The 26,536-nt window shown below is 61.1% G+C and carries 23 protein-coding genes; 10 read left to right on the top strand and 13 right to left on the bottom strand.

The window, feature by feature from the left end; all coding sequences use genetic code 11:
• Positions 1-715 precede the first annotated feature (715 nt).
• Complete coding sequence (locus tag ABIT12_RS15855) at positions 716-2,683, top strand: M23 family metallopeptidase (protein ID WP_348041825.1); 1,968 nt, start codon at positions 716-718, stop codon at positions 2,681-2,683.
• 3 nt (positions 2,684-2,686) lie between these two features.
• On the opposite strand, the gene ABIT12_RS15850 is transcribed toward ABIT12_RS15855, so the two are convergent.
• The 7 genes from ABIT12_RS15850 to ABIT12_RS15820 form a co-directional block, all read right to left on the bottom strand.
• Complete coding sequence (locus tag ABIT12_RS15850; protein ID WP_348041824.1) at positions 2,687-4,186, bottom strand: MFS transporter; 1,500 nt, start codon at positions 4,184-4,186, stop codon at positions 2,687-2,689.
• A 248-nt stretch (positions 4,187-4,434) separates the two neighbouring features.
• Complete coding sequence (locus tag ABIT12_RS15845) at positions 4,435-5,523, bottom strand: histidine kinase dimerization/phosphoacceptor domain -containing protein (protein ID WP_348041823.1); 1,089 nt, start codon at positions 5,521-5,523, stop codon at positions 4,435-4,437.
• A gap of 64 nt (positions 5,524-5,587) precedes the next feature.
• Positions 5,588-5,929 carry a VOC family protein gene (locus ABIT12_RS15840; RefSeq protein WP_348041822.1) on the bottom strand — a complete coding sequence of 114 codons (342 nt, stop codon included), beginning with the start codon at positions 5,927-5,929 and terminating at the stop codon, positions 5,588-5,590.
• Positions 5,930-6,155: 226 nt separating this feature from the next.
• A complete protein-coding gene (gene clpB, locus ABIT12_RS15835) occupies positions 6,156-8,768 on the bottom strand; it encodes an ATP-dependent chaperone ClpB (protein WP_348041821.1) in 2,613 nt (870 codons plus the stop codon).
• A 138-nt stretch (positions 8,769-8,906) separates the two neighbouring features.
• A complete protein-coding gene (locus ABIT12_RS15830) occupies positions 8,907-9,392 on the bottom strand; it encodes a glycosyltransferase 87 family protein (protein ID WP_348041827.1) in 486 nt (161 codons plus the stop codon).
• On the bottom strand, positions 9,277-10,002 hold the full coding sequence (locus tag ABIT12_RS15825) for a glycosyltransferase 87 family protein (RefSeq protein WP_348041820.1): 726 nt from the start codon (positions 10,000-10,002) through the stop codon (positions 9,277-9,279). The genes ABIT12_RS15830 and ABIT12_RS15825 overlap by 116 nt, the downstream gene beginning before the upstream one ends.
• A 123-nt stretch (positions 10,003-10,125) precedes the next feature.
• Positions 10,126-10,866 carry a DUF4167 domain-containing protein gene (locus tag ABIT12_RS15820; protein WP_348041819.1) on the bottom strand — a complete coding sequence of 247 codons (741 nt, stop codon included), beginning with the start codon at positions 10,864-10,866 and terminating at the stop codon, positions 10,126-10,128.
• Positions 10,867-11,001: 135 nt separating this feature from the next.
• On the opposite strand from ABIT12_RS15820, the gene ABIT12_RS15815 reads away from it, so the two are divergent.
• A complete protein-coding gene (locus ABIT12_RS15815; protein WP_348041818.1) occupies positions 11,002-11,130 on the top strand; it encodes a hypothetical protein in 129 nt (42 codons plus the stop codon).
• A 96-nt stretch (positions 11,131-11,226) separates the two neighbouring features.
• On the opposite strand, the gene ABIT12_RS15810 is transcribed toward ABIT12_RS15815, so the two are convergent.
• From ABIT12_RS15810 to ABIT12_RS15795, 4 genes are all read right to left on the bottom strand, one after another.
• Complete coding sequence (locus ABIT12_RS15810) at positions 11,227-12,249, bottom strand: HemK/PrmC family methyltransferase (RefSeq protein ID WP_348041826.1); 1,023 nt, start codon at positions 12,247-12,249, stop codon at positions 11,227-11,229.
• A 23-nt stretch (positions 12,250-12,272) separates the two neighbouring features.
• On the bottom strand, positions 12,273-13,349 hold the full coding sequence (prfA, locus tag ABIT12_RS15805; RefSeq protein ID WP_348041817.1) for a peptide chain release factor 1: 1,077 nt from the start codon (positions 13,347-13,349) through the stop codon (positions 12,273-12,275).
• Between the two features lie 244 nt (positions 13,350-13,593).
• A complete protein-coding gene (ptsP, locus tag ABIT12_RS15800; RefSeq protein WP_348041816.1) occupies positions 13,594-15,858 on the bottom strand; it encodes a phosphoenolpyruvate--protein phosphotransferase in 2,265 nt (754 codons plus the stop codon).
• Positions 15,859-16,058: 200 nt separating this feature from the next.
• Positions 16,059-17,321, bottom strand: a complete 1,263-nt coding sequence (locus ABIT12_RS15795; protein ID WP_348041815.1) for an aspartate kinase — start codon at positions 17,319-17,321, stop codon at positions 16,059-16,061.
• A gap of 524 nt (positions 17,322-17,845) precedes the next feature.
• Between ABIT12_RS15795 and ABIT12_RS15790 the strand changes: the two genes are divergently transcribed.
• A complete protein-coding gene (locus tag ABIT12_RS15790; protein WP_348041814.1) occupies positions 17,846-18,577 on the top strand; it encodes a hypothetical protein in 732 nt (243 codons plus the stop codon).
• Between the two features lie 69 nt (positions 18,578-18,646).
• On the opposite strand, the gene ABIT12_RS15785 is transcribed toward ABIT12_RS15790, so the two are convergent.
• Positions 18,647-19,078 (bottom strand): hypothetical protein, encoded by a 432-nt coding sequence (locus ABIT12_RS15785; RefSeq protein ID WP_348063373.1) that lies wholly within the window; start codon positions 19,076-19,078, stop codon positions 18,647-18,649.
• A gap of 365 nt (positions 19,079-19,443) precedes the next feature.
• Between ABIT12_RS15785 and ABIT12_RS15780 the strand changes: the two genes are divergently transcribed.
• From ABIT12_RS15780 to ABIT12_RS15765, 4 genes are all read left to right on the top strand, one after another.
• Positions 19,444-20,625, top strand: a complete 1,182-nt coding sequence (locus tag ABIT12_RS15780; protein ID WP_348041812.1) for a TMEM43 family protein — start codon at positions 19,444-19,446, stop codon at positions 20,623-20,625.
• Between the two features lie 76 nt (positions 20,626-20,701).
• A complete protein-coding gene (locus ABIT12_RS15775) occupies positions 20,702-21,382 on the top strand; it encodes a response regulator transcription factor (protein ID WP_348041811.1) in 681 nt (226 codons plus the stop codon).
• Between the two features lie 29 nt (positions 21,383-21,411).
• Entirely contained in the window at positions 21,412-22,914 is a 1,503-nt protein-coding gene (locus ABIT12_RS15770) for a histidine kinase dimerization/phospho-acceptor domain-containing protein (RefSeq protein ID WP_348041810.1), read from the top strand.
• A 114-nt stretch (positions 22,915-23,028) separates the two neighbouring features.
• Complete coding sequence (locus ABIT12_RS15765) at positions 23,029-24,096, top strand: hypothetical protein (protein WP_348041809.1); 1,068 nt, start codon at positions 23,029-23,031, stop codon at positions 24,094-24,096.
• 374 nt (positions 24,097-24,470) lie between these two features.
• Here the strand turns inward: ABIT12_RS15765 and ABIT12_RS15760 are convergent, their stop codons facing one another.
• On the bottom strand, positions 24,471-24,980 hold the full coding sequence (locus tag ABIT12_RS15760) for a hypothetical protein (RefSeq protein ID WP_348041808.1): 510 nt from the start codon (positions 24,978-24,980) through the stop codon (positions 24,471-24,473).
• 13 nt (positions 24,981-24,993) lie between these two features.
• Here ABIT12_RS15760 and ABIT12_RS15755 point away from each other — a divergent pair, with 13 nt between their 5' ends.
• The 3 genes from ABIT12_RS15755 to ABIT12_RS15745 all read left to right on the top strand — a co-directional run bounded on the left by ABIT12_RS15755 (position 24,994) and on the right by ABIT12_RS15745 (position 26,429).
• A complete protein-coding gene (locus tag ABIT12_RS15755) occupies positions 24,994-25,332 on the top strand; it encodes a hypothetical protein (RefSeq protein ID WP_348041807.1) in 339 nt (112 codons plus the stop codon).
• Between the two features lie 426 nt (positions 25,333-25,758).
• Positions 25,759-25,989, top strand: a complete 231-nt coding sequence (locus tag ABIT12_RS15750; RefSeq protein ID WP_348041806.1) for a hypothetical protein — start codon at positions 25,759-25,761, stop codon at positions 25,987-25,989.
• Between the two features lie 8 nt (positions 25,990-25,997).
• On the top strand, positions 25,998-26,429 hold the full coding sequence (locus ABIT12_RS15745; protein WP_348041805.1) for an ATP-binding protein: 432 nt from the start codon (positions 25,998-26,000) through the stop codon (positions 26,427-26,429).
• Positions 26,430-26,536: the final 107 nt, after the last annotated feature.

Raw genomic sequence — 26,536 nt, 5'->3', positions numbered from 1 at the left:
CGTAGCAGACAGTCGATGGTCGCTTCATAATGGCAAATGCTCAGGTTACCCCAAACACCTACCCGCAAGAACATCGCCGGCCACGTTTCTCTTTCTTCTCTCTTCACAATGTCAAAAAACCGACCAGAGCCTCAAAGGGCTAACGTCGATGAGGCAGCGCCTCATGATCAAATCCGAAAGCCGAGGCTCTCAAACTTGGCGAACAGAACTTTGCCCCGGTTTCCCGGCCCAATGCCCGTTCGAATTAGAAGTCACCAACAGTGGGAGCAACTCGTGCTCGGCGTCGTTGGTGGGCGGGTTCTAAGCCACTCATGTTTGAGTGTCAACACCCTATTTTCATCGTTCCGAAATCATCCGGCGCTGAAAACCTGAAAACTAGAATTTGATCCCGATTTCAGTAACTTAGCGTTAACTCGGTGCCTTGCGGCGCGTCGTCTCCGTGAAGTTGGTGCGTTATAGGGAGGCCCCTTGGCGGGGTCAACACTCAATTTCATCAGCGACCCATTATCTTGGAGGCTGGGGATAACTCCAGCTGGGCGGTTCATTAATTCGTCACGCCAGACCCGCCCGGCAGCCCCCAAGGCCTAGTTTGGCCGCATTTACTGGTGATTACGGCCGTCCGGCTGCTATAGAGGGCGCCACGCAATTGCGTCGGCGACAGAATAGGGCAACATATCGGCCGGGGCAGGCTTTCCGTTTTGGTGAGGATGACGCGTTGAACGCAACGCAGCGAAATCGGCACGCGGCATTGTTGAAGGCGACCGGCTATGAAGATAGTCCGGCGCTGACCGTGCAATCGACCGACGGCGAAATCCCCCATGGCCGCGAGCTGAGCTTTGCCTGGCTCAGCGGCACGGTGATGACCGGGCTGACCAGCGTGCTGTTGATGGGCGCAGCGCTCTATGTCTCTTTCCAGGGGCAGAACAATTTCTCCACCGCCTATGAAGCGCTGCGGCTGGCGGCACCGCCCACCGAGCTGCAAACCCCCACTGATCCGAACGCCAAGACCGACCGGGTTCGGCCGGTGACCAAGACCCGTTCCGAGCTGGAAGTCATTGACGCCAGCATTCGCGAAACCGTCGACGGCCGCGACATGATCCGCAATCAGCCATTCATGCGCATTCGCGCTACGCTGGCGACGGCGGCAACGGCCCTGTCCGACGACGTACCGCCCTATGATCCGACAGCTTATGTCAGCACGCCGACGCCCGCCCCCGCCGATGCGCCGGAGGTCAATACCGATATCTATGGCGCCGAAGTCGAAGGCCAGGTCGCCGTGCGGCTGGTGGCAATGCCGATGAGCTTTGTGCCGCCACGCGCCATCAATGACCAGACTGCGGCTCTGTTTGTCCGCCAGACCGTGGAAGCCAACTATTCCGACGTGGATACGTCAGGCGGGGCGCTCGCCTATGCCGGCCCGACCCCGGCAGTCCGTGAACTGGGTGCTGGCGATGCCAGCGCTGTACTGGGCGGGGTGGCGGAAAACGTCACCATCATGCCCAAGACCACCTCAGCCGATGAGCTCGGGCTGGGCCGCACCGAGCGCATCCTGACCATCAAGGAAAAGACCGCACTCGACGAAGTACTGAAAAAGAACGGCTTCACCGATGCCATGGTGATGGCGATCAACGCCACGCTGCACAATGTGTTCCCGGTGGTGCAATTGCCGCCCGGCGCCCGCCTGCGCATCCTGTTCGGGCCATCGCGCACTTCGGCCAGCCTGATCCCTTATCGCATGAGCATTTATGTGCATGAAGACAAGACTGGTGCCGATGTCCATCGCGCCACGGTGGCTTTGACCGACAAGGGCCAATATGTGCTGGGCCTGGCTCCCGCCGAAATCGCCTTCCCCGATGAGGACACCGAAGAGGTCAACGTCGCCAATCTGCCCTCGATCTATCGCTCGCTCTGGGAAACCGGCCGCAAGCATGATCTGGCCGACGACACCATCAAGCGCATTATCGGCATGTTTGCCTATGATCTTGATCTGACCAAGAAGATCAGCGCCGGTGACGATATCGAAATCCTGGAAACCGCGCCCGATGAGGCCGGCAAGCAGGAACTGCTCTATGTCGGGCTGACCCTGGGCTCGACCCAGCGCCAGCTTTATCGGTTTGCTTCGGCCGATGGCTCGATCGGCTATTTCGATCCCGAGGGGCAGACCGGCAAGCGTTTCCTCAATCGCCGTCCGCTGCAGGGTGGTGGCACGCTGCGATCGCGTTTCGGCTATCGCATCCATCCGATTTTCCACACCCGCAAACTGCATACCGGCGTCGATCTGGCCGCCCCCACCGGCACCAAGATTTTTGCGGCCGCCGATGGCACGATCGAATTTGCAGGCTGGCAGAACGGCTATGGCAACAAGATCGAAATCCAGCACGTCAACGGCTACGAAACCGCTTACGGCCATATGAGCCGGCTGGCCGACGGCATCAAGGTCGGCACGCCGGTGCGCCAGGGCCAGATCATCGGCTATGTCGGCACTACGGGCTATTCCACCGGCCCGCATCTGCACTTCGAGGTCAAGATCAACGGCAATCTGGTCGATCCGCTCAGCGTCAAGCTGCCGCGCGAAACCACGTTGAGCGCCCAGGACGAAAGCGGCTTCAAGCAGGTCGTCGCCCAGATCAGCGACCTGATGAAGCGCGACGCCTCCCCGGTCAATGTCGCCTCGGCCAAATAGCGGCTAGAACTTTCGCTCCAGCGTCACCCAGGCGATACCGGCCGAAATCAGTGCCAGCACGGCGGTGATATAGGCCACGGTGCCAAAGGCCAGATCGGTGGCATGAACGCGCAATGCCTCCGCTTCCGTGCCCAGGGCCGGATCACCCGGCAGCCCGAAAAAGATCGGCAATTCGGCGGCGGTTCCGAGTGCCTGCTCGAACACCGAGGCCACCACCGCCCCCATCAACGCCACGGCGACCAGTCCCGCAACGCGGGACACCGCATTGTTGACGCCTGAGGCAATTCCGGTATCGGCATCATCCACCGAGGTCATCACCGCGGTCGACAGCGGCGATACCACCAGCCCCATGCCCAGCCCCAGCAGCACGATGCAGGGCAACACGCCGAACCACACGCTTTGCCAAGGCGCGGTAAAGCCGAGCCCGGCAAAGGCCAGCGCCACCAGCACTGCGCCGGCTGCAATCAACGGCCCTGCCCCGAACCGGTCCGCCCATTTGCCGCTGAACGAGGACAGCACCGTCAGCAACACGCCGAGCGGCAGAAACGAAAACGCCACCATCGCAGGGGACACGCCCCAGCCGGCAATCATGGTCATCGGCAGGAAAAACATCACGCCCGACAGCGAAAAATACAGTACGAAGGTCAGCGCATTGGCGCCGGAAAACCCCAATTTGCCGAACAGCCGCAATGGCAGCATTGGTGTTTTGGTCCGCGCTTCCCAGAGCAGGAACAGCGCCGCACAGACCAGCCCGCCGCCGCAATACAGCAGCAGATGCGACGCCAGTGGCGTGCTGTCGCCGCTGTCATTGCTGAGACCAAAGGCGATCAGCATCAGCGCCAGACTGGCCAGGATCGCCCCGACAATATCGAGCCGCCGCCCGGCGCTGACCGGATCTGTCGGCACCTTGAACCAGAGCAGCGCCAGCGCGCCGGCGCCCAGCGGCAGATTGACCGCAAAGATCAGCCGCCAGCTCCAGTCACCAAAACTCGACAGCACGAACCCGCCGATCACCGGCCCCAGGATCGAGGTCAGCGAGGCGGCCGAGGCCCAGACGCCAATGGCCTTGCCGCGTTCTTCCTTGGGATAGGCCTTGGCGATGATCGCCAGGCTACCCGGCACCATGAAGGCCGCGCCAATCCCCTGGATGGCCCGCGCTCCGATCAACAGGATCGGCGTTGGTGCCAGGGACGACGCTACGGAGGCGAGCACGAACAGCACGATGCCAAAGCTGAAGGTATTGCGCAGCCCGAACCGATCCCCGGCCGCTCCGCCAAGCAGGATCAGCGAGGCCAGAAACAGCATGTAGCCATTGGAAACCCACTGCGCATCAGCCAGCGTCGCTCCCAGATTGGAGCGCATTGCCGGAATCGCGATCGACAGCACCGAGCCATCGATAAAGCCCATGCTGGACGCCAGGATCGCGGCGATCAGTACGAATTTACGCTGATCCGGGGCCACGAAGCCCTGCCCCGTTGTTGTGGTGTCGGCTGTTTGGGTCATGACTCACCTGTGCAATCGGCAAAGGTTTAGCATGTTTGCTTGGTTGGTGGGGGTTGGGAGCCACTATATCCGGGCTCCGCACACCCCCTCCCATCCTCCCCCATCAAGGGGGAGGTGCCGTCCGGTGGCGAGATGGATCATGACACAATCTAGATTCTATCGCCCTGCTGGCCGATGAGTTGTTTGAGGGTTGGTCGAGAATGGATTCCCTCCTGCGCGGGAATGACCCGGTGATTAGGATTGCCGAGTCAGGCCTTGCCCGGCTCGGCATTGGCGCGGGCGAAGAAAATCGTGACACGCACACCAGCGCCGGGGGCGGAGTTGACCTGCACCTCTGCCTTGGCGTTCTGGCCAAGGGAGTGGACGATCAAGGCGCTGAGCTTGCCGGGCTTGGGCCAGGTTTCGCCATCCGCCAGTCCGACGCCATCATCGGCGACAGTCACCAGGCAGCCGGTTTCATTGACCAGGCTATGAACGGTGATCGTGCCGCCCTCGCGACCGATGAAGGCGTATTTGAGGGCGTTGGTCATCAACTCGTTCACCACCAGCCCGGTCGGCATGGCGACATTGACCGAAACCGGCCAGGTATCGACCTGCAAATTGAGCCTGATGCCTTCCACGGCGTGGGTGGCCATCACCGCCGAGGCCACCTGGCTGAGATAGACGCCCAGATCGACGCTATCGGGCATGTCGTCATTGGAGAGCGCTGTATAGAGCAGCGCCAGCGAATTGATCCGCCCGGCCAGGCGCTGGAACGCCACGCCCGAGGCCTTGTCAGGCACATTGCGCGCTTCCAGCCGGATCAGCGCGGTGATCATCTGCAGATTGTTTTTGACCCGGTGCTGCAACTCGCGCAGCAGCGTGTCCTTTTCCTCAAGCTGGCTCTTGAGATCGGGCTCGCCCTCGACCGGATTGTTGAGGGTTTCAGCCAGGGCCACCAGGCGGAACATCGGCGTGCCGGCATCGTCTTCGATGATGTTGGACCAGGCATCGACCAGCGTTGTCGTCTCGCCCAACCTGACCTCATAGGTGCCGATATAATCGACCTGCAGGCCGACCGCCTCGCGCAGCAAGGTGCCATCGATTTTTGACACCACATTGTCCGGCAGCACCTCCCAGGGCCTGCCCTGCAGATCGGCCGCAGCCAGCCCGACCAGCCGCTCGAATTCGGGATTGGCGTAGGTCAGGCTCTCGACCGGCTTGAGTTCGGCCACCGCAATGCCGAACGGAACATGATCCAGAAATTGCTTGAACCGGTCACTTTCGAGCGCATCGGCAAGATGGGGCGTGTCAAGCATCCTATCGACACTGCCCTCATGGTCATGGTCTGTGGTCACTACGCAAATCCGGTTGCCTATGCACTGGGGTAAGCCATAGCACATTCAGCGGCTTTCGCCTGCGTCATTCAGCACGCTCCACCCACACCGCCAGCTCATTGCCGCCCGGCTCACGGAAATGAAACCGCCGTCCGCCCGGGAAATCGAATTGCGGCAGGGTAATGGTGCCACCCGCCGCAATCACCCGCGCTTCTGCGTCATCCAGGTCATCGGTGCGCACGATCGCCATGGTGGCGCCGACCCGCTGGTCCGACTGGTCAACGCCGCCATCGATACCAGCGCCGTTCAGACCATCATAATCCGGCCCGTAAGAGGTCATCGACCACCCAAAGGCAGCACTGAAGAACCGGCTGGTCGCCGCCCGGTCGGGACTCGGAAATTCGATATAGTCGATCTGATCAGTCATGTTCGCCCTCACTACTGTTCTTGTTATGTTCTTATCAAAACGGCATTGATGTCGCAAGGGGCGCCGGTATGGTGTTGCACTCTACAATTGAGACAACGGCACACTCGATTGTCACCACGGCGCAGGCCGGGGCCCATCCTGATATCTAGGGATGGATCCCGGCCTGCGCCGGGATGACACCGAGTTTGTTAGTTGACCAGTGCAAGCGTGAAGTGGCGCCTTATCATCAGGCCGCAGCGTCGGTCTGCACCGGTCCGGCATGGCGGACGATCAGTCCCTCCTCGCCGATATCGACGACCACTTTGGCGCCATCGGCAATGCGGCCCGACAGGATTTCGTCGGCCAGATTGTCCTGCACTTCGCGCTGGATGACCCGCTTGAGCGGCCGCGCCCCATAGAGCGGATCGTAGCCCTCATTGCCCAGCCAATCGCGCGCCAGCGCCGTCAGTTCGAGCGAAATATCGCGCTCCTTGAGCAGTTCGCGCAGGCGCGTCAGCTGGATATCGACGATAGCGCCCATATGCTGGCGTTCGAGCCGGTGGAACAGGATGATATCGTCGATCCGGTTGAGGAATTCCGGGCGGAACGCCTGCTTGACCGCATCGAGCACCTTGCCGCGCACCAGTTCCACCGTCTCCCCTTCCTTGAGCCCGACCAGATGGTCCGATCCAAGATTGGAGGTCATGATGATGATGGTATTGCGGAAATCCACCGTGCGCGCCTGCCCGTCGGTCAGCCGCCCGTCGTCGAGCACCTGCAGCAGGATGTTGAACACATCCGGATGCGCCTTCTCGATTTCGTCGAACAGCACCACCTGATACGGTCGGCGGCGTACCGCCTCGGTCAGAACCCCGCCTTCGTCATAGCCGACATAACCCGGAGGCGCGCCGATCAGCCGGGCCACGGAGTGCTTCTCCATGTATTCGGACATATCGATCCGCACCATGGCGTGTTCATCGTCGAACAGGAACTCCGCCAGCGCCTTGGTCAGCTCGGTCTTGCCGACCCCGGTTGGCCCCAGGAACATGAACGAGCCGATCGGCCGGTTCGGGTCCTGCAACCCGGCCCGGGCCCGCCGCACGGCCTTGGCCACGGCGCCAACCGCATCGGCCTGGCCGATGACGCGATGGCCGAGCTGGGCTTCCATCTGCAACAGCTTTTCGCGTTCGCCTTCCAGCATCCGATCGACCGGAATGCCGGTCCAGCGGGACACCACCTGGGCAATGTGGGTGGGCAGCACCACTTCCTCGACCAGCGCCGAGCCGGTGCCGACTTCCTTGCCGTCGGCCGCCTTGCTCTGGCGTTCCAGCTCCGGGATCACGCCATAGGCCAGCTCACCGGCCCGGGCCAGATTGCCGGCGCGCTGCGCTGCTTCCAGTTCGGTGCGCGCCTTGTCCAGCTCTTCCTTGACCTTCTGGCTGCCCTGCAACCGGGTCTTTTCGGCCTGCCAGCGCTGGGTAAAGCCCGCCGACTCTTCCTCGAGATCCGCCAGTTCGCCCTCAAGGCGATCCAGTCGAGTCTTGGAGGCGTCGTCGGTTTCCTTGCGCAGCGCTTCGCGTTCGATCTTGAGCTGCATGATGCGGCGATCCAGCTCGTCCAGCGCCTCGGGCTTGGATTCAACCGCCATGCGCAGGCGCGCGGCGGATTCATCCATCAGATCGATGGCCTTGTCGGGCAGGAAACGGTCAGCGATATAGCGGTTGGACAGCGTCGCGGCAGCCACGATGGCGCTGTCGGAAATCCGGATGCCGTGATGCAGCTCATACTTTTCCTTGAGCCCGCGCAGGATCGAGATGGTGTCTTCCACCGTTGGCTCATCGACAAACACCGGCTGGAAGCGACGCGCCAACGCAGCGTCCTTTTCCACGTGCTTGCGATATTCATCCAGCGTGGTGGCGCCAACGCAATGCAGCGCCCCGCGCGCCAGCGCCGGTTTGAGCAGATTGGACGCATCCATGGCGCCGTCGGATTTGCCGGCCCCGATCAGGGTGTGCATTTCGTCGATGAACAGGATGATCTTGCCATCGGCGCCGTCGATTTCGGTGAGCACGGCTTTCAGCCGTTCCTCGAATTCGCCGCGATATTTGGCGCCGGCAATCAGCGCGCCCATGTCCAGCGACATCAGCGAGCGGTTCTTCAGGCTTTCGGGCACGTCGCCATTGACGATGCGGATGGCAAGGCCTTCGACGATAGCGGTCTTGCCGACGCCGGGTTCGCCGATCAGCACCGGGTTGTTCTTGGTGCGGCGCGACAGCACCTGCACGGTGCGGCGGATTTCCTCGTCGCGGCCGATCACCGGGTCGAGCTTGCCGTCACGCGCCGCCTGGGTCAGGTCGCGGGCATATTTCTTGAGCGCATCATAGCCGTTCTCAGCCGAAGCACTGTCAGCCGTGCGCCCCTTGCGGATTTCGTTGATGGCATCGTTGAGGCCATTGGACGTCACCCCGCCCGCAGCAAGAATTTTGCCAGCGTCGGTATCCTTTTCAATGACCAGGGCCAGCAGCAGCCGCTCGACGGTGACAAAGCTGTCGCCCGATTTCTGCGCGGCGCTCTCGGCGGTGTCGAAGACCCGCGCGATTTCGCGGCTCAGGTAAACCTGGCCGTTGTCACCGGAGACGACCGGGACCTTGTTCAAGGCCGCTTCGGTCTGGGCCAGCACCAGCTTGGCGTTGCCGCCCGCCCGTCCGATCAGCCCGGCCGCCATGCCTTCCTCGTGGTCATCAAGCAGGACCTTGAGCAGATGCAGCGGCGAAAATTGCTGGTGGCCCTTGCCCAGGGCCAGGGTCTGCGCGTTCTGGATAAAACCGCGTGCGCGCTCGGTGTATTTTTCAATGTTCATGCAACTCTCCTTTTGTCGCCCGCCGGCTCGCCCACAGGCACGAGACGGTCGTCGGAAGTGTTGTGCGCCGGCCGCCCGCTATCGGCGCTGACCAGTGACAACACCTATATGGGAAGCCGCGCTCAAACAAAAAGAGGCTCAGGCCAGGAACAATAGCGGCAGGATCAACAGCGGCGAAACTGGAATGCCCAGCGCGTTGAGCGTGACGACCGCATTGGGCAGGATCAGCGCCACCGCCACCAGCACGCCGACCAGCAGCGCCCCACACAGCACCACCACCAGATCGTAATTGTGCAAATAGGGCGTCATCAACGCCGTGGCGATCATCACTAGCGCCGCCCGGCGGACCGGATCATTCACCTGCCACAGCCGGACCAGCACGATAATGCCGACCACAGTGGCAAAGCCCAGATGCAGCAGCAGCGCCAGATCGCCATTGCCGGTCAGGAGGCGCAGGGCCATGAAGGCCGACGGCACCATGTACATGAATGGGCCGGTGCCGAACCGTTCAAGCTGACCCAGCAACGGCAGCGTATCGCCCAGATAATCGCGCCATGCGCCAATCCCGAACAGCAGGGAGGCAACCGCGACCAAGGCCATGGTCAGCGCGGCAGTTCCGGCAATCGCCCACCAGCGGCGCTGGAACAGCCACAGTACCGGCAGCAGGAACCCCCGTCTGCGGCTTAAAGCTCAGCAGGCTGGCGGCAATCGCCGCGCCGGGTCCGCGGACCGACAGGGCGAACAACAGCAGGCCCGCGGCAAGATTGCCGGTCTGGCCATAATAAAGGCTCAGCACCGAGGCGGGCGACAGCACAATGATCGCCGCTTCCAGCCGTTCAAAACCGAAACGGCGCGCGCCGAACCACAACACCACAAGGCTCAGCAGCGACCACGCGGCCAGAGCCGGATAAAACCCGAGCAGGCCAAACGGCCACGCCGCCAGCAGCGAGTGGGGTGGATAGGCCCACAGCCGCAAGCCGAGATCGCCGCCGGTCAGCGTGCGCTCGAACGCCATGAAGGCGGCGGAATCGTAAATCTGCCCGCTATGCCCGGACAGCACCAGTTGGGCCACTGACCACAGATTGATGAAATCCCCGCCAACCGGGGTGCCGTTGGCATAGAGCATGCCGGAAATACCCAGCGTTTCGGCAAACTTGGCTTTGCAGAAAAACCCCAGAAACAGCACGCAGACCGCCAGCAGGCTGAGGCGAAGGGTGCGGTGGGGTCCGGTCACGAAAACTGCCTGGATGGTGAGCGCTGCGCAAACCCTAGCCCGCTTTGCTTAAGGCCGGGTTTGCAGCCGCCAAACGAAAAGGCCGGGCATGGCCCGGCCTCTTCCCAGAATTGATCGACTGGCTTAGTCAGCCAGGTTCGGCGTGCCCCCGGCAGTGATGAACGCTGGCAGATCGCCAACATCGGGCTGCTCAGCGCCGGCTGGATCGGCGCCTTCCGTGGTCGGACGACGGCGGCGCGGACGGCGCTCGCGCACCTTGCGCACTTCGCCATCGGCGCCGGCTTCCACCGGGACTTCTTCGCTTTCGACCTGCGCCACAACCACCGGCTGGGCTTCAACCACCGGGCGGACCTGCACTTCGCCGGGCGGGCGGGTGCGGGCTTCGCGCGGCTGACGGAATTCGCGCTGCTCGCGCTCCTGCCGCGGCTGGCTGCCATTGCCGTTATTGCCGTTCTGCTGCGGCTGCTGCTGGCCGCCGCCATCCTGGTCCTGCTCGACCTGCTGCTGCACGGGCTGCGGCGAGGAAAACCGGTTATTGGGCTCGGGCATATCGTCATCGTAGTCGTCGCCGTCACTGGCCTGGCCAAACGGCTGCGGCTGGGCGGCGGAAACGATGCGGAAATAATGCTCGGCATGCTGGAGATAGTTCTCCGCCATCACCGAATCGCCGGACGATTGCGCGTCACGAGCCAGCTGCATATATTTTTCGGCGATATGGGCCGCGTTGCCGCGCACCTTCACGTCGGGGCCGTTACTCTCGAAATTGCGCGACAGCGGATTGACGTGCTTGCGTCCACCATTGCGACCGCGCGTGCGGTTATTGTTGTTGTTCTTGTTGTTATTATTCTGCTGAATGGGTCTCATCTGGTCGCTTTTTTAACTCGTGAAAACAAGCGTCACGCTTCTGGCGGACCGGCAATATGCCTGGGTCGGCCAACTCCCGGCGGTCCTCGCAAGGATCCTGCATCGGGGAATAATCCGGCTTCATGAAGACCTGAAATGCAAACAGCAAAGGCCCTGACCGTCATCATCATCGCGTGGGCCGGGATGTTCCGGGGCCGCGCTGCGCCTTGCAGCAATACCGATGATCGGGTGGCCATCGCCGTGGCGCTCATGATGCGCCGTTGACAGCACCTGGAAATTAGCTGGTTTGCCACCGATTTCCAAGCGGAAAATATGTCGCGCCCCTGCGCGGCGCTCGCTGACCCCGGTTTTCCCCCGGTGTTACCGCTCTAGATGGGTTCCGCGCACCACCCGGTCAAGTCCGGCCAGATCATGAAATACCGTCACATCGGCAAAACCCGCCGCCTCCAACAGCGCCATCACCGCCGCCCCCTGCTCGCCCCCAATCTCCACCAGCAACTGTCCGCCGGGCTTGAGCCAGGTTCGCGCCTCTGCTGCAATGATCCGGTATGGCGCCAGGCCATCGGGCCCGCCGTCCAGTGCCAGCAGTGGATCGAAATCGCGCACATCGGTGGCGAGCGTATCGATCACGGCGGTTTCGATATAGGGCGGGTTGGAGAGGATCAGGTCGAAGACCGGAGAACCCCCACCCCTCATCAAGAGAGACTTGTCAGTTGCATGGCTGGCTCGGCCCCACCCCACCCCCGGCCCCTCCCCATCAAGGGGAGGGAGGCTCAGACCCGGAGTCTGGTGTTCGTCGTCTCCCTCCCCCTTGTGGGGAGGGGACAGGGGTGGGGGTGAGCCACTCGCGCCAAAGGCAAGCCGGTCCCAAACCAGCGGTTCGAACCAAGACCCCTGCAAAAGTGTCAGCCGATCTTCAAGCCCGTTGCGATGAGCATTGCCCGCCGCGCATTCCAGCGCTTCAGCGCTCAGATCCACTGCCACCGCCTGCACATTCGGTGCGTTAGCCAGAATCGCAATCGGGATACACCCAGTCCCAGTCCCCAGATCAAGCACGATCGCCGCCCGCTCACGGATCGCCTCCAGCGCCAGATCGACCAGCAGCTCGGTATCGGGCCGCGGCACCAGCGTTGCGCCATTGAGCCTGAAGTTCAGGCCGTAAAATTCTTTCTCGCCCAAAATCCGCGCCACCGGCTCGCCGGAGAGCCGCCGCTGCATGAACCCGGCCAGAACCTCGACCTGCCCCGGGGTGACCCTCTCCCCCTCCCGCGTCGCCATTTGCAGGCTGCTCAGGCCAAAAGCCGCGCCGGCCAGCAGCTTGGCATCCAGCGCCGCCGTCGGAAACCCCAGCCGCACCAGCATGTCGCGCCACTGCCGCCACAGGGCGCCGATGGTCAGGGCGTCGCTCAGTTGGCGTTTTCCATATCGGCGAGCAATTCAGCCTGATGCTCGGTGATCAGCGCCTCGATCAATTCGTCCAGCGCTTCGCCGGCAATCACCTTGTCGAGCTTGTACAGCGTCAGGTTGATGCGGTGGTCGGTCACCCGGCCCTGTGGGAAATTATAGGTGCGGATGCGCTCGGAGCGGTCGCCCGAACCCACCTGATCCTTGCGCGCTTCGGCGCGCGCCGTATCGCGGGTATTGCGCTGCTGTTCGTAGAGCCGCGCCCGCAGCACCTGCATGGCCAGCGCCCGGTTCTGGTGCTGGCTCTTTTGCGCCGAAGTCACCATGATGCCGGTGGGCAAGTGGGTGATCCGCACGGCAGAGTCGGTGGTGTTGACGTGCTGCCCGCCGGCGCCCGAAGCGCGCATGGTATCGATGCGGATGTCTTCGGGCTTGATGTCGATGTCGATTTCCTCGACCTCGGGCAGCACGGCCACGGTCGCCGCCGAGGTATGGATACGGCCCGAGCCTTCGGTCGCCGGCACGCGCTGCACCCGATGCACACCGCTCTCGAACTTCATCCGCGCGTAAACGCCCTTGCCGCTCACATTGGCGATGATTTCCTTGAAGCCGCCCATTTCGCCGGCGCTTTCTTCCATCACCGAAACTTTCCAGCCGCGCAGGGTGGCGTAACGCTCATACATGCGGAACAGATCGCCGGCGAACAAGGCCGCCTCGTCGCCACCCGTACCGCCGCGGATTTCTAGGATGATCGACTTGTCGTCGGCCTCGTCCTTGGGCAACAGCAGGATGCGGATTTCGGCGACCGCCTGTTCCACCGCCGCGCGCAACTCATAGACCTCGCTCTCGGCCATTTCGCGCAGTTCCGCGTCGCCCGATTTCATCAGCTCTTCGGCGTCGGCCAGATCGCGCAGGGTTTTCTTGTAGGCCACGATCGGGCCGACAATCGGCGCCAGCTCGGCATGTTCCTTGGAGAATTTGACGAACTCATCCGGCCCGGCCCCACCCGACAGCGCCGCCTCAACATAGTTGAAGCGCATCTCCAATGCGTCGAGCTTGTCCTGGGGAAGCGTTGCCATGCGTATTCTTTCCGGTTCACTCCGAGCGTTTAAGGGCGTCGGGGGTGAACTGCAAGTGTGCGGTGGACGAACGGACGTCGCAACGCCATGTCCACACCCGCGGCTCGTCACCCGCGGGTGGGCACCTGATTTTCGTCAGGCCGAGACGAAAATGGTGGTTTTCGAGAACCGGAGCGGAGCGTACCTCGGTACGTGAGCACCGGAAGCGCAGAATACCGCCATTTGCAGGCCGGCTTGGCGAAAATCAAACCGGCAGGTTTTGCTTGTCGATCCATTCCTGCAGCAGTGCGCGGATGGCGATGCCGTCCGAACCATCCAGCAATGCTGCCGCTACCGACTCGCGGATCGGCTTCAGGTCCAGGTTCAGCACCAGTTCCTTGATCGGCCCGATCGAGGCCGGACCCATGGAGAGCCGGGTCATGCCGATGGCCATCAGCGCCAGGGCTTCCACCGGCTTGCCGGCGAGTTCGCCACACATGGTGATCGGCACATTGTAGCGTCGCGCTGCATCCACGATATGGCGGAAGGCGCGCAGGCGCGGCATGCCGATCGGATCGTAGCTCTTGGAGACGCGCGGATTGGCGCGGTCCGAAGCCGTCAGGAACTGCACCAGATCGTTGGAACCGATGGATACGAAATCCGCCTCCGGCAGCAATTGATCCAATTCGAACAGCAACGATGGCACTTCCACCATCACGCCCAGTTCGAGCTTGGACGGCACTGGCGAACCAGCCCGCCGCAGCCGCTCGATTTCCTTGTTGACCACCAGCCGCGTCTGCCGGAACTCGAAGGTCTCGGTGACCATTGGCACCAGGATTTTCAGTGGCCTTCCATTGGCGGCCAGCAGCAGCGCCCGGATCTGGGTGCGTAGCAGGCCGGGTCGGTCCAGCCCCAGCCGGATCGAGCGATAGCCCATTGCCGGATTTTCTTCGGTCGCCGAACGCAGATACGGCAACACCTTGTCGCCGCCGATATCGAGCAGCCGGAACACCACCGGGCGCGTCCCGGCAATCTCCATGGCCTGCGTATAAAGCTCCCGCTGCTCGTTGAGCCGGGGCAGCTTGGAGGCAATCATGAACTGCAACTCGGTGCGGAACAGCCCGACGCCCGAAGCGCCGGTATCGTCCAGCATCGGCAGGTCGGCCACCAGCCCGGAATTGTGCAACAGGGTGATCTCGATCCCGTCTCTGGTGATCGAGGGCCTGTCCTTGAGCGCTGCATAATGGGCGCGCCGCTTGGCCGAAACCTTGACCTTGTCGATATAGGCCTGCTCGATATCGGCCGTCGGACGCAGATGCACGATGCCCGCCGGCCCATCGAGAATGATGTCGTCGCCGCTTTCGCTCATCGACACGATCGATTCGGCCTGCCCGACAGCGACCAGCCCCAGCGAGCGCGCCACGATGGCCACGTGCGCCGTGGCGCCGCCTTCTTCGAGCACGATGCCGCGGATTTTGGTGCGGTCATATTCCAGCAGTTCCGCCGGACCCATATTGCGGGCCACCAGGATGGCGTTGTCGGGCAGATTGCGCCCGCGCCCCTGATGGTCGCCGGTCAGCGTGCGCAGCAGCCGGTTGGCCAGATCATCCAGATCGTGCAGCCGGTCTTTGATATAGGGGTCGGTCTGGCGCAGCATGCGGGCGCGGGTATCGTTCTGCACCCGCTCTACCGCAGCTTCCGCCGACAGCCCGTTCTCGATCGCCTCGGTCAGCCGGTGTACCCAGCCCCGGTCATTGGCGAACATCCGGTAAGTCTCGAGGATTTCCCGGTGATCCGACGACGGCTGCATGTCGCCATGGTCGAGCATGGCATCGATCGAGACGCGCATCCGCTCGAGTGCCTCGACCAGCCGGGCCTTTTCCTGTTCGGTGTCTTCGGCAATGAAATTGGTGACGACGACGCGCGGGTCGTGCAGCACCACCGTGCCCAGCGCCACGCCATCGGTCAAACTTACGCCGGTGAACATGCGGGGCCGCCTCAGGTCGATATCGGACCCCGGCTTGATCAGATTGTCGAAATCCGAGGTCGCGATCATCTCGGCCAGAATTGTGGCCGTCGTGAGCATGGCTTCGGTTTCATCCTCGCCATATTTGCGCCGCTCGGCATTCTGCACCACCAGCACGCCCAGCGTCTGCCCGGCGCGCAAGACCGGCACGCCAAGAAAGGCATTGTAGCGCTCTTCGCCCGTTTCCGGACGATAGGCAAAGGCAGGATGGCTGGGGGCGTCGTCGAGCGACAGCGGCTCGGCTTCGGCAGCGATCAGGCCGACCAGGCCCTCGCCCAGCCGCAGTGTGGTCATGTGCACTGATTCGGGGGCCAGGCCCTTGGTGGCGAACAGCTCGAGCGCGCCGTCATCGCGCAGCACGTAAAACGAGCACACGTCGGCGCGCATATTGTCCGCGATCAGCGTGACGATCTTGTCGAGGCGCTCCTGGGAAGCCAGCGGCTCCGCCATGGTCTCGCGCAATTGCCGCAACAGCACACGCGGGCCGCCAATGCTCGTGGCCATATTCGACACAATGGCGACCTGAGCCGCCCCCCTTCGACCGGACGGTGCCCTTGGCTCAGGAGAGTTCGTTCCGAACTCGCTGGGCTGAGTCATCTGGCGTGTTTTTCGAGAACCGGAGCGCAACGTACATCAGTACGTGAGCACCGGAAGCGCAGAAAAGCGCGTCAGATGACCGGCACAGTAGAGTTCGGGATGAACTCTCAGGCGTCCTTCTTGTCCAGACCGTAATACGTATGGAGCGCGCGAACCGCAAGCTCGGCATATTGCTCGTCGATCAACACCGAGGTCTTGATTTCCGAAGTGGTGATCAGCTGGATGTTGATGCCCTTGTCGGCCAGCGCCCGGAACATCGAGGATGCAACGCCCGCATGGCTACGCATGCCCACCCCCACGACCGAGATCTTTGCCCCGCCCTTGGAGCCGACGATCTTGGCATATTCGATGCTGGTATTGCCTTGCAGCGCCTTGATGGCCTTCTCATATTCGCTGTCCGGCACCGTAAAGGTGATGTCGGTGAGGCTGCCATCATCGGAAACGTTCTGCACGATCATGTCGACCACGATCGACTGGTCGGCCAGCGCCCCAAAGATTGCTGCCGCCACGCCCGGCTTGTCCTTGACGTCGCGCAGGGTGATCTTGGCTTCCGACTTGGCGAGCGTCACGCCCGAAACGATCTGCTTTTCCAAAATTTCATCCTCATCGCAAACCAGGGTACCGGGAATCCCGGGCAATCCATCCGGGCCGACCTGTGGCGCATCCGGATCATCAAATGTCGAACGCACCACCAGGCGCACCTTTTGCGCCATCGCCAGCTCCACCGAGCGGATCATCAGCACCTTGGCGCCCAGCGACGCCATTTCCAGCATTTCCTCAAAGGAAATCTTGGACAGCCGCTGCGCCTTGGGCACGATGCGCGGGTCGGTGGTGTAAACGCCATCCACATCGGTATAGATATCGCAGCGATCGGCCTTCACCGCTGCAGCGACGGCCACCGCGCTGGTATCGGAACCGCCGCGACCGAGCGTGGTGATCCGGCCCGAAGGCGATACGCCCTGGAAGCCGGTAATCACCGGCACCCAGCCATTGGACATCCGATCGTCCAGCGTCGTCGCATCGATCCCGGTAATGCGCGCCGCGCCATGCGCGTCATCGGTATGGATCGGCACCTGCCAGCCGGCGAACGAGCGCGACTGAATGCCCATCTCGCTCAAAACGATCGCCATCAGGCCGGCCGTCACCTGCTCGCCCGACGCCACCACGGCATCATATTCGCGCGCATCGTGGAATTTTGAGGCTTCGTTGACCCAGCCCACCAGCTCATTGGTCTTGCCCGACATCGCCGAAACCACGACGGCAACTTCGTGCCCCGCATCGACTTCGCGTTTGACGTGCCGCGCCGCCTGACGGATGCGCTCGACGGTGGCGACTGAGGTGCCACCGAACTTGACAACGATACGGGCCATACTGTCCTCGAAAAACCGCCGGTTGCAATCCGGTCGGCATGCTTGGCTGTTCGCGCGGACATGCCACAAAGGACGCGGGGGATCAATGGGGTGGCGGAGAGCAAGGGGCGTAAACGGGCGGGCGCCGGGGCGTGTCCGTCTTGCGGTGGGATGTAGACTGTCGGCTTTTGGCGACGCGATGGCAAAAGCAGACGTCTAAATCTAATCGAGGCCTGCCATAGCGAACCGGGCGAGATGCACACCTGACTTTTGCACGGCGAAAATTGTTGGGATTGTAGGGCGGGAAAACTGGTGCAAAAATCTTCATATATGCACTGTGTGACTTGCGCCGTCCGAGCGCTGCTGATTGCCAATCGTTGAAGAAAGTCAATTAACTGCTACCGGGTCTGAGCCGCTGCATCGTACGCTTTCACGATCATTCGGTCGATCGCGCTTATAGCATTCAGATCGACCATGTACCGATTCCTTGCGGGATTTCTTCCCTGCGCCTCTAAACTGTCTCAGGTAGAAAGGAAGAACGACCGATGAACCCTAGCGTTTCTGCAAATTGGATCGAGATCGCTTTTCCGGCGCTGATGACCGTGGCATTGTGTGTTTTCTTCTGGCGAGATCGGCCGCCTCGTTCGGACCTGTTTGGTAGGATAGGCCTTGTGATGATCTGCCTGACCATGATCGGAGCAACTGCCGCGAACTTGTTTTATCAACGTGCGATTAATGTAAGAGCGTGGCCGACGACAGGTATTTTCGATCAGGTTGTGGTGACACCGGCCGGTGACGTCTTCGTCAAGCTCACCGATCCAATCATGGGTCGCGCAGTTCGCGTTCAGCGCTACAACTGCCAAGGGGAGTTCATCGCCGCCTTTGACCCGGATAGTAAAGGGGGCATTTTCAAGATCGCAGTCAATCCAGACGATACGCTAAGTATTCATAGCGTCAGATCTAACTCCGTTGACCTGTTCAGACTTGATGGAACATTCCTTTCCAGGCAGGAGTCCAATGCGCAGGAGGAGCGCTTCGAATTTCTCCGCCTGGGCCCATCGATGACAAGCGCAGGTGGATGCGAGTTCATCACCGACCCTCAATATGGTCATCCATCCATGCGAAAAGGTAATGAGATTTCGCCGTTGGAGCCTGGAGACTGGATCCTCGAACGCGTCCTCAATCGCCAATATATCTACGGCGGAGGCATTTTAGGAGGCATTTTGCTCTTAATTTCGGCCGCTAGGATCTGGAGAGAAGGGCTTGAGCGCGCCTAATGCGAGGAAGTATGCCCTGTGCAAGTTATTGAGGTCGCAGAAACTGAAGGGCGGTGCATTAATCTTGATTTATGCACTGGGCCAAAAGTTGCTCGCCCGATTGAAAAGTCGGTCGAAATACGTCCCGACCATGATCGCGATTACCACTGTCGGGATGGCAAATATGGCGAAGAACGGTTCATACTCAAAGTAGAGCGTTGACGCGCCCAGCGGAGGCGGTTCGGGGAAATAAACGCTTCTGATTAACCAGTAGGCCACGTTTAAAGACAGGCATGTCCCAAAAAGTGCCCACCACCAGCGCCTATCATCCCACAACACTGAAGCTACAAAAACGGCAATACCGAGAAAAATCAGGCCGATACCGTTGATCATGCTGACCAGCATGAGAGCTGCTTTACCTTGTCCAAATGCAAGGGACGGCACAATCACCAAAAGCAGCCAAGGCAAGCTCACGGCCATGACACTGAACGCGCTCCGGGCTGCTAACTTGAAAATCCGCATCAGGCACTCCGCTTTTCCATAATGCACATTATCCGCCTGGGATACGGCAGCTTTCGGGATCGCTAACAGCAAACTTGAACGGCAAAAATGGGGTCGAAGACGGACGGTCGGGCCGGGGGTGGGATCCGGACAGTCCCGCTTGAGCGTACAGGCCTTGAAAGCTGCTCTGCCGAGCATGAACAACAACTCCCTGTGCAGGGGTGATCACAAGTCCAGCCATCCCCCTTGAGTAGGGCCTTTACAACCTTTGCAAAAGGCCCGTTGATTTTGCAGGGACTTGGGAATAACGCGAGTATCAACACTTGCGGGCGAGGAGTATCGAGCGGCCTCCGGCCCGCATTTCATTTGCCCTCGGGGAGGCAGCCATGAGCGACACATTTACCACGACAACCCACCAATCCTGGTTCAGCCGCATCGGCAATTCATTTGCGGGGGTGCTCATCGGGCTGGCGCTTATCGTCGGCATGATCGTTTTGCTGTTCTGGAACGAGGGCCGCGCCGTCCAGACCGAGAAGGCCCTGGCCGAAGGCGCGGGCGCCGTGGTGCTGGTGGAAAATGCGCCGGTTGACCCCGCCAATGAGGGCAAGCTGATCCATGTCACCGGTCCGGTCGTTACCAGCCAGGTGCTGACTGATGACGCCTTTGGCATTCAGGCCGAGGGCATTCGCCTCGCGCGTCATGTCGAAATGTTCCAGTGGGTTGAGGAGGAAAGCTCCAAGACGCAGACAAAGCTGGGCGGCGGGGAAGAAACCGTCACGACCTACACCTACAAGAAAGAATGGAAGGAAGGGCGCGTCGATTCATCCGAATTCAAGCAGCCCGACAACCACCAGAACCCGCAGGCCGCCCTCGATAGCCAGGTCTTCCAGATCGATGACGGCAAGCTCGGCGATTTTGTGCTGACCAAAAGCGTGCTCGACGACGTTGGCGGCGCCAATGCTTATCCGATCAAGAGCGCCGATCTCGATGCCGTAAAGGCCGCTAACCCGCTGGGCGTGCCCGTATCGCTGGCCGATGGCGTCATCGTCGCCAGCCAACAGCCGGCCTCGCCGAGCGTCGGGGATCTCAAGATCGCCTATCAGCTGATTCCGCTGGGCGATATCAGCGTCATCGCCCAGCAGTCGGGCGATAGCTTTGCGCCCTACCAGACCAAAGCCGGCGATACGCTCCAGCTCGTCGAGAGCGGCGTCGTCGCGGCACCAGCCATGTTCAAGGCGGCGGCGGATGAAAACAACATCATCACGTGGATCATCCGCGGCGTCGGCATGTTGCTGCTTATTACCGGCTTTGCCCTCGTCACCGGCCCGCTCAGCGTTATCGCCAGCGTCCTTCCCTTCCTCGGCTCGATCGTCGGCTTCGGCACCGGCATCATCGCCTGGATCATGGGCCTCACCGTCGGCACGCTGACCATCGCGACCGCCTGGCTGTTCTATCGGCCCCTGCTGTCGCTGATCATCGTCGCCGCCGGAGCCGCTCTGGTGTTCGGCATCATCCAGCTCGGCAAGGCTCGCACCAAGGGCAAAGCAGCTTCGACCGCGCCAGCTTAGGACAGGGCATGATGCTGTTCAGCAAGTCGGAGGCAGAAGCTGATCGATCGGCCGCCTTTCAACGAGTGGTTTGGTGATGAGTCCTAGTGTCTTGATCGTGGATGACGATCCGGATATCCGCAACGTCGTCCGTATCGCCGTAGAACGGGCCGGAATGGTGGTCCATGAGGCGGCGGACGGGCGGTCGGCCCTCGAACAGCTCGGCCGGACCCACATTGATCTGGTGGCCCTCGATGTCGGCATGCCGGGCATGGATGGCTTTGCCTGTTGCAAGGCCATCCGGACGCGATCGAGCGTGCCGGTGATTTTCCTGACTGCACATGATGATGAGATCGATCGGGTGCTGGGCTTTGAACTGGGTGCGGACGACTATGTCACCAAGCCCTTTTCGCCGCGTGAACTGGTGCTGCGGATCAAGGCGATCCTGGCGCGTGGCCAGCCTGCGGGGACGACTGAGGCCATCCACGGTGACCTGCATATCGATTTCAACCGTCACAGCTCTACCCTGGGCGGTGTTGATCTGGGCCTCACGGTGACCGAGTTCGCCGTGCTTGGCGTCCTGCTTGGTCGGCCGGGGTTCGTCATTGACCGCAATGCGATGATCGATACCATCTATGGTGGCAACACAAGCCTGTCCGGCCGAACGCTCGACAGTCATGTCCGCAATATCCGCGCCAAGGCGAAGGCCTTGGGCTATGAGGACGTGGTTGAAACCGTGCGGGGAGTCGGGATGAGGCTGGGCACCTGCACCGCGTGAGAGCAGTCACCCGCAAATGGCGACCGCCAATGGCTCTGGCGGTGCTGGCGGTCTGCGCCGGCCTGTTGGCCGTTCCGCTCATTGCCATCCTTGCCTTGCAGATCGGCACCACCTGGTTCGTCCACGAGACGGAATCCTCCCTGATCAAGCAGGCGGCAATCTATGCCAGCGCCTATTCGACTGCGTTCGAGACCGAGGCACGCCCGGACGATGCACCGGTCCCAGGCTATTACCTGCCACCGGACAAGAGGGTGTTCTGGAATGCCGAGGCGCGCACCTTCCGGCCGTTCCTGCTTGTTCTGGGCACTGAGATTGAGCCTGCCCGGCCTGCCGCCTTGCCCAGTGCCGAAACACCCGACCCTCGCTATCGGCGCTTTGCGCCTGAGCTGCAGGCGTTGGAGCAACGCGCCAGTCACACCACATTGTCCGGCGTCATTTTTCTCGATTTTCGCGGGCTGGACCTGGCGGCCGACACACCCACCAGCCTTGCGGCGGTTCCCGAGGTGCACAAAGCCCTGAGCGGCGAGATCGGTGTCGCGTTGCGCTGGCATGGCCAGGCCGACACGAGCAGGTCCTGGCTGTCGTTGATGCGCGGCACCGGCTTTCAGGTGCTCGTCGCCTATCCGGTCATCAGCAGCAACCGCGTGGTCGGCGCGGTTTATATCGCCCGCACGCCGCCCAGGATCGAGACCTTTTTCATCGAGCAAAGTACCGCGCTCATCCTTGTCCTCGCGGTGACGCTGTTGGGCGCCGCGATCATGGGGACGGTCCTCGTTCAGATGGTGCTGCGACCGATACTGGCCCTGCGCGACCAGGCACGGCTTTTGGCTGGCGGGAAACAAACCGAGCTCGTGCCATTGCCTCACTATGGCATGCGCGAGATCGCCGAACTTGGCGAAGCGGTGACCGTCATGGCTGCCAATCTCTCGCAGCACACGCGCGAAATCGGCATCTATACCAACCACGTCACCCACGAACTCAAATCTCCGATAACCGCCATCGTTGGCGCCGCCGAACTGCTTGAGGATGGCGGCCTGTCAGACAGCGAAAAGCAAAGGCTGGCGGCGTCCATCAAGGGCCAGGGCGCACGCATGGCCAGGCTGCTCGACCAGTTGCGCGAGGTGACGCGATCGCGCGGGCAGTCTCCCGGCTCGCCGGGACCTCTCGACGACATGATCCCCGACATTGCAGGCCTCACGATTACCCTGACGCAAAGGCAAGCAATCCTGCCGGTCTCAACCCGCCACGGTGAAGTGATCCTGACCCATCTGGCACAGAACGCCCGCAACCATGGTGCCGACCGCCTGGTGCTGGACTGGGACGGACGTTGCTTGCGGCTGACTGACAATGGCCAGGGCTTTGCCGACATCGATCTCAACCGCTTGGGTGAACCGTTTTTCACCACGCGGCGGGCGGCTGGCGGGACGGGACTTGGTCTTGCCATCGTCACCTCGATTCTCGGTCTATACGGTGCCCGCCTGATGCCCGTAGCCAGCGCCGAGGGCGCGATATTCGAGATCGCCTTCCCTTAGCCTGCACGCAATCTGCACAGAGGCTGCACGACTTCGACGGCGAAGCTGCAACGGCCCTGCGCTACGCCCACAGCAAGGGCCCGGCATGGGCCAATCCAAACTATGAGGAAGACGATGAAGCCGATGTATGCGCTGGCGATGATGATTGTTCTGGGAACGGCCTTCGCGGCGTCGCCGAGCCTGGGCTGGGACAACCCTGCCGACCGCTATCTCAATGCCTACAAGAAATATGTCGATGCCACCTGCCCCATTGGCGCCGACGACATCAAGCATTTCGTCTATTTCAGCCGGGATCGCGAAAGCATCCACGACCATCCTCTGCTCAACAGCGAGCGGTTCGTCGGCGCGCAGATCATGTATTCGTGGCGCAATCTGGAGCCTGCCGAGGGGCAGTATGATTTCTCGGAGATCCAGGACGATGTCGACTATCTCGCTGCCCATGGCAAAAAGCTCTTCATCCAGCTGCAGGATGGCTCGTTCTCGCCCCAGTACAAACCGGTGCCGGACTACCTGCTGAGCGCGGCCTACGATGGCGGCGCCGCCGCGCAATTTACCGACGACGGCGCGCTGGACGGCTGGGTCGCCAAGCGTTGGAACGGGAGGGTGCAAGCTCGTTTTGCGGCGCTGCTCAAGGCACTTGGCCAGCAGTTCGACGGCACCGTCGAAGGCATCAATCTGCAGGAAACCGCGATCGGCGTCTCCGCTGCAACCGACCCCTCGTTCAGTCCCGCTGGCTACGCCGAGGCGGTCAAGATCAACATGCAGGCCCTGAGAACGGCATTCCCTAAATCGACCACCATGATCTACGCCAACTTCATGCCCGGCGAGTGGCTACCCTTCGAGGACGAAGGCTATCTGCGCAGTATCTACGCGTTCGGCGAGAAGATCGGCGTTGGCCTGGGTGGGCCGGACCTGATGTTCAAGAAAAAGGGGCAACTCAACCACGCCCTGGCCATGATGCATGAGGGTGAGTTTACTGCGCCACTTGGTATTGCCGTACAGGATGGCAACTACGTTGGCGAAACCAACTCCGAAGAGGTCGTCCAGGACCGGACCAACCTCGTTCCGGCGCTGCATGCCTTTGCCGAGGACTTTCTCAAAGTGAACTACATGTTCTGGGTCGATCAGAAGCCGTATTTCCAGCAGGACGTGCTCCCGTGCCTCGCGGCGGAGACAAGGTGATCTCGAGCGCCGAAACGGGTCGAGCCGATCGGAATTATTCCGATGCCGGCTTTTGGGAAACTGCGAACAAGCGCCCAGGGGCGGACTTTGACTGAAATGTAGACATGAACCTGAGCACGGAACGGCAGGTTTTGGGAAATCTAGATCTGCGCGTGAGTGTCTGAAATGGGGTCGTTTGGAGACCGGTGACTTCGGGGCGGTTAGCTGCCGTTCCGATGATGCCCGGGAATGGGCTGTCATTGGGTGCCGTTGAACCACGACGTCGCGACGATAAATCGCTCTGCAATTTTCGGCGATGCAAAGGGGCCGACGAGCGCACCCGCATGTCGATCCCTGCAAGGACAGCGACGCCGGGGGTCACTGCCGGCGCTGTATTATTTGCAGGCGTTGATGAGCTTGTCGATGGCAGCGGAGCTGCCCTTGAGCGAGACCATGCGGGGTGGCAGGCTCATGCCCTTGAATGTCACGCCGATCGCACTGCCAGTTTTGAACAACGCGACGACAGGGCTGCCCATGTCCACATAGGCGGCCAGCGCCCCGTCCATTTCCTCAAGAACGACGTCTGCATCAAGGCTCTTGCCACCCGAGGTCAGCACCATCGTGCCCGATTCAGGCGCGTTGTCACCCAGCCCCAAGCCATCGTAACGGATGCTGATCTGGTCGCCGCACATCAGGCGAAACGCCGGACCGGATTCCGCATCGCTTGCGCACGACGACGCGACCATGACCGGTCCGCCCTCGTCATCTTCCATCTCTGCCGACCAGCTACAACTATCTGCGGCACGAATTGGCGCAGCCGCTTCAGCCGCATTGACGGAGGCAGCGGTCAGCACGGGGCTGACCGAGAGCAGGGCGCAAAGGCTGAAGGTGATTGCGAGACGCATGATGTGGGCTCCATTGAGTGATGCCGATATCAAGCATGGCACATATATGGTCGATGAACAAAGCGCCTGCCTGTCGGCGCAACTCTTTGCCGGCTCGGAGATGTCTGAGGTCCATCTGGGCATCCCAGATGTGGAAAAGTTCTTCACCACCCTGCGCGATGCCCATCCCAACATCACCTTGCATTTCAAGGCCATCAGCACCGGCCACGAAGGCAATGTGGTCTGGTTTCTAGCCGAGAGCCCGGGGCATATGGACGTTGCCGGACTGACCGAGGTGCGACGCGACGGCATGCTCAAATGGCGCCAGTTCCACGGGTCGGAGTCGAGGCCGCAGCACCATCGCAGCGCCTAATTTACTGCGTGAGCTAGGCCGTGGCTAGAAGCGCCCCAACATCCTGAGCTGTTCGCCTGAGCCGCCTCGGCATCATACTCGTGCACATTGTCAAACTTGAAGCGCGTTAACTCACCCGACCAGTTTGTTGATCTTGCTGGGCATCTACGAAACCAGCACGCACCTTCCTATGCTGTATCGACAGTGCGTTTGGCTGCATACAAATAGGCGGAGCGCGGTCCGTCAGCAATCTCATTTTTGGCGTTAAGCGCTTGAATTATAGCGCTTATCAAGCGCACACACCACAATTATGACGTAGCGAGCTAATTTTTTCGAAGCATACTGCAAGCTTTATTACGCCGCATATTCACGCAAGTATTGCGCGAATACTGTTCGATTGATACAATGAAATCCGGTTCACTGAGCACCCAATCCCTAGGAGCGAGCATGGAAACTGTGAGTAAGAAGCGGGCCAAATTCCGCGAGTTGGCGTCCAACAGGACCGACAAGGCGCTAGAAGCCATAGAGCGGATTGGAAACCTCTCTAACAGGCAGCTTTATGAGTGGGAGGAAAATGAAGTGCGCAAAGTCATCAAAGCATTGCGGGACGAGGTGGCTAAGGTAGAAAGTCGTTTTGAAGTTCCCAACACTAGGCGGCGCGACCGCTTTAGTCTTTGAGGTCAGACATGCACGACGATATCGCCGTCTCCGCTTTACGTGTTGATGATCAGGATTTCTTGGTTCGAAGCACTATTGACCGCTGCCCGAAGGTCATGATGTTGCGAGAATTATTCAAGAATGCATTGGAAGCAGCAGAACATGAAACTGATGGGAAGGTAATCTTCTCGGTATCAGATGAAGGTGCACCAAAACTATCTATATGGAACAGCGGCCCAGGAATGGATGACGAAGAACTTGGCCGAATGACAAACCTAGCTGCGTCAATCGGCAAGGTTAAGGGCTTGGATAAGAACTTTGGCATGGGCGCGAAGGTCGCGTCCCTTCCTTCTAATCGAAGGGGAATACGGTATCGCTCCTGCAAAGATGGAAGGGTTCACGAGACAATTTTGTGCGAACGCGACGGCGTATATGGACGGTTGCGGGATCGTGCCCCATAGCGTGGTGTAACTGAGGCAGGGCCTCCACGCATTTCCGGCTTGGCCGGGATGATCAGCGTGCGGGAACTGCCGGCAAGCTGATGAGCGGATCATCGCGCATTTGTCCG

Source organism: Devosia sp., from assembly GCF_039927955.1.
Taxonomy (GTDB): domain Bacteria; phylum Pseudomonadota; class Alphaproteobacteria; order Rhizobiales; family Devosiaceae; genus Devosia.
Note: the sequence above shows the minus strand (reverse complement) of the source record. Positions and strands in the feature narration are given on the sequence as shown.

Coding starts and splice junctions, on each gene's coding strand:
- ABIT12_RS15790 (WP_348041814.1), top strand. CDS start 17,846: ATGAACCCTAGCGTTTCTGCAAATTGGATCGAGATCGCTTTTCCGGCG.
- ABIT12_RS15745 (WP_348041805.1), top strand. CDS start 25,998: ATGCACGACGATATCGCCGTCTCCGCTTTACGTGTTGATGATCAGGAT.
- ABIT12_RS15760 (WP_348041808.1), bottom strand. CDS start 24,980: ATGCGTCTCGCAATCACCTTCAGCCTTTGCGCCCTGCTCTCGGTCAGC.
- ABIT12_RS15750 (WP_348041806.1), top strand. CDS start 25,759: ATGGAAACTGTGAGTAAGAAGCGGGCCAAATTCCGCGAGTTGGCGTCC.
- ptsP (WP_348041816.1), bottom strand. CDS start 15,858: ATGGCCACGAGCATTGGCGGCCCGCGTGTGCTGTTGCGGCAATTGCGC.
- ABIT12_RS15775 (WP_348041811.1), top strand. CDS start 20,702: ATGAGTCCTAGTGTCTTGATCGTGGATGACGATCCGGATATCCGCAAC.
- ABIT12_RS15815 (WP_348041818.1), top strand. CDS start 11,002: ATGCAAACAGCAAAGGCCCTGACCGTCATCATCATCGCGTGGGCCGGG.
- ABIT12_RS15840 (WP_348041822.1), bottom strand. CDS start 5,929: ATGACTGATCAGATCGACTATATCGAATTTCCGAGTCCCGACCGGGCG.
- ABIT12_RS15820 (WP_348041819.1), bottom strand. CDS start 10,866: ATGAGACCCATTCAGCAGAATAATAACAACAAGAACAACAACAATAAC.
- ABIT12_RS15785 (WP_348063373.1), bottom strand. CDS start 19,078: ATGCGGATTTTCAAGTTAGCAGCCCGGAGCGCGTTCAGTGTCATGGCC.
- ABIT12_RS15795 (WP_348041815.1), bottom strand. CDS start 17,321: ATGGCCCGTATCGTTGTCAAGTTCGGTGGCACCTCAGTCGCCACCGTC.
- ABIT12_RS15780 (WP_348041812.1), top strand. CDS start 19,444: ATGAGCGACACATTTACCACGACAACCCACCAATCCTGGTTCAGCCGC.
- clpB (WP_348041821.1), bottom strand. CDS start 8,768: ATGAACATTGAAAAATACACCGAGCGCGCACGCGGTTTTATCCAGAAC.
- ABIT12_RS15770 (WP_348041810.1), top strand. CDS start 21,412: ATGGCTCTGGCGGTGCTGGCGGTCTGCGCCGGCCTGTTGGCCGTTCCG.
- ABIT12_RS15850 (WP_348041824.1), bottom strand. CDS start 4,186: ATGACCCAAACAGCCGACACCACAACAACGGGGCAGGGCTTCGTGGCC.
- ABIT12_RS15765 (WP_348041809.1), top strand. CDS start 23,029: ATGAAGCCGATGTATGCGCTGGCGATGATGATTGTTCTGGGAACGGCC.
- prfA (WP_348041817.1), bottom strand. CDS start 13,349: ATGGCAACGCTTCCCCAGGACAAGCTCGACGCATTGGAGATGCGCTTC.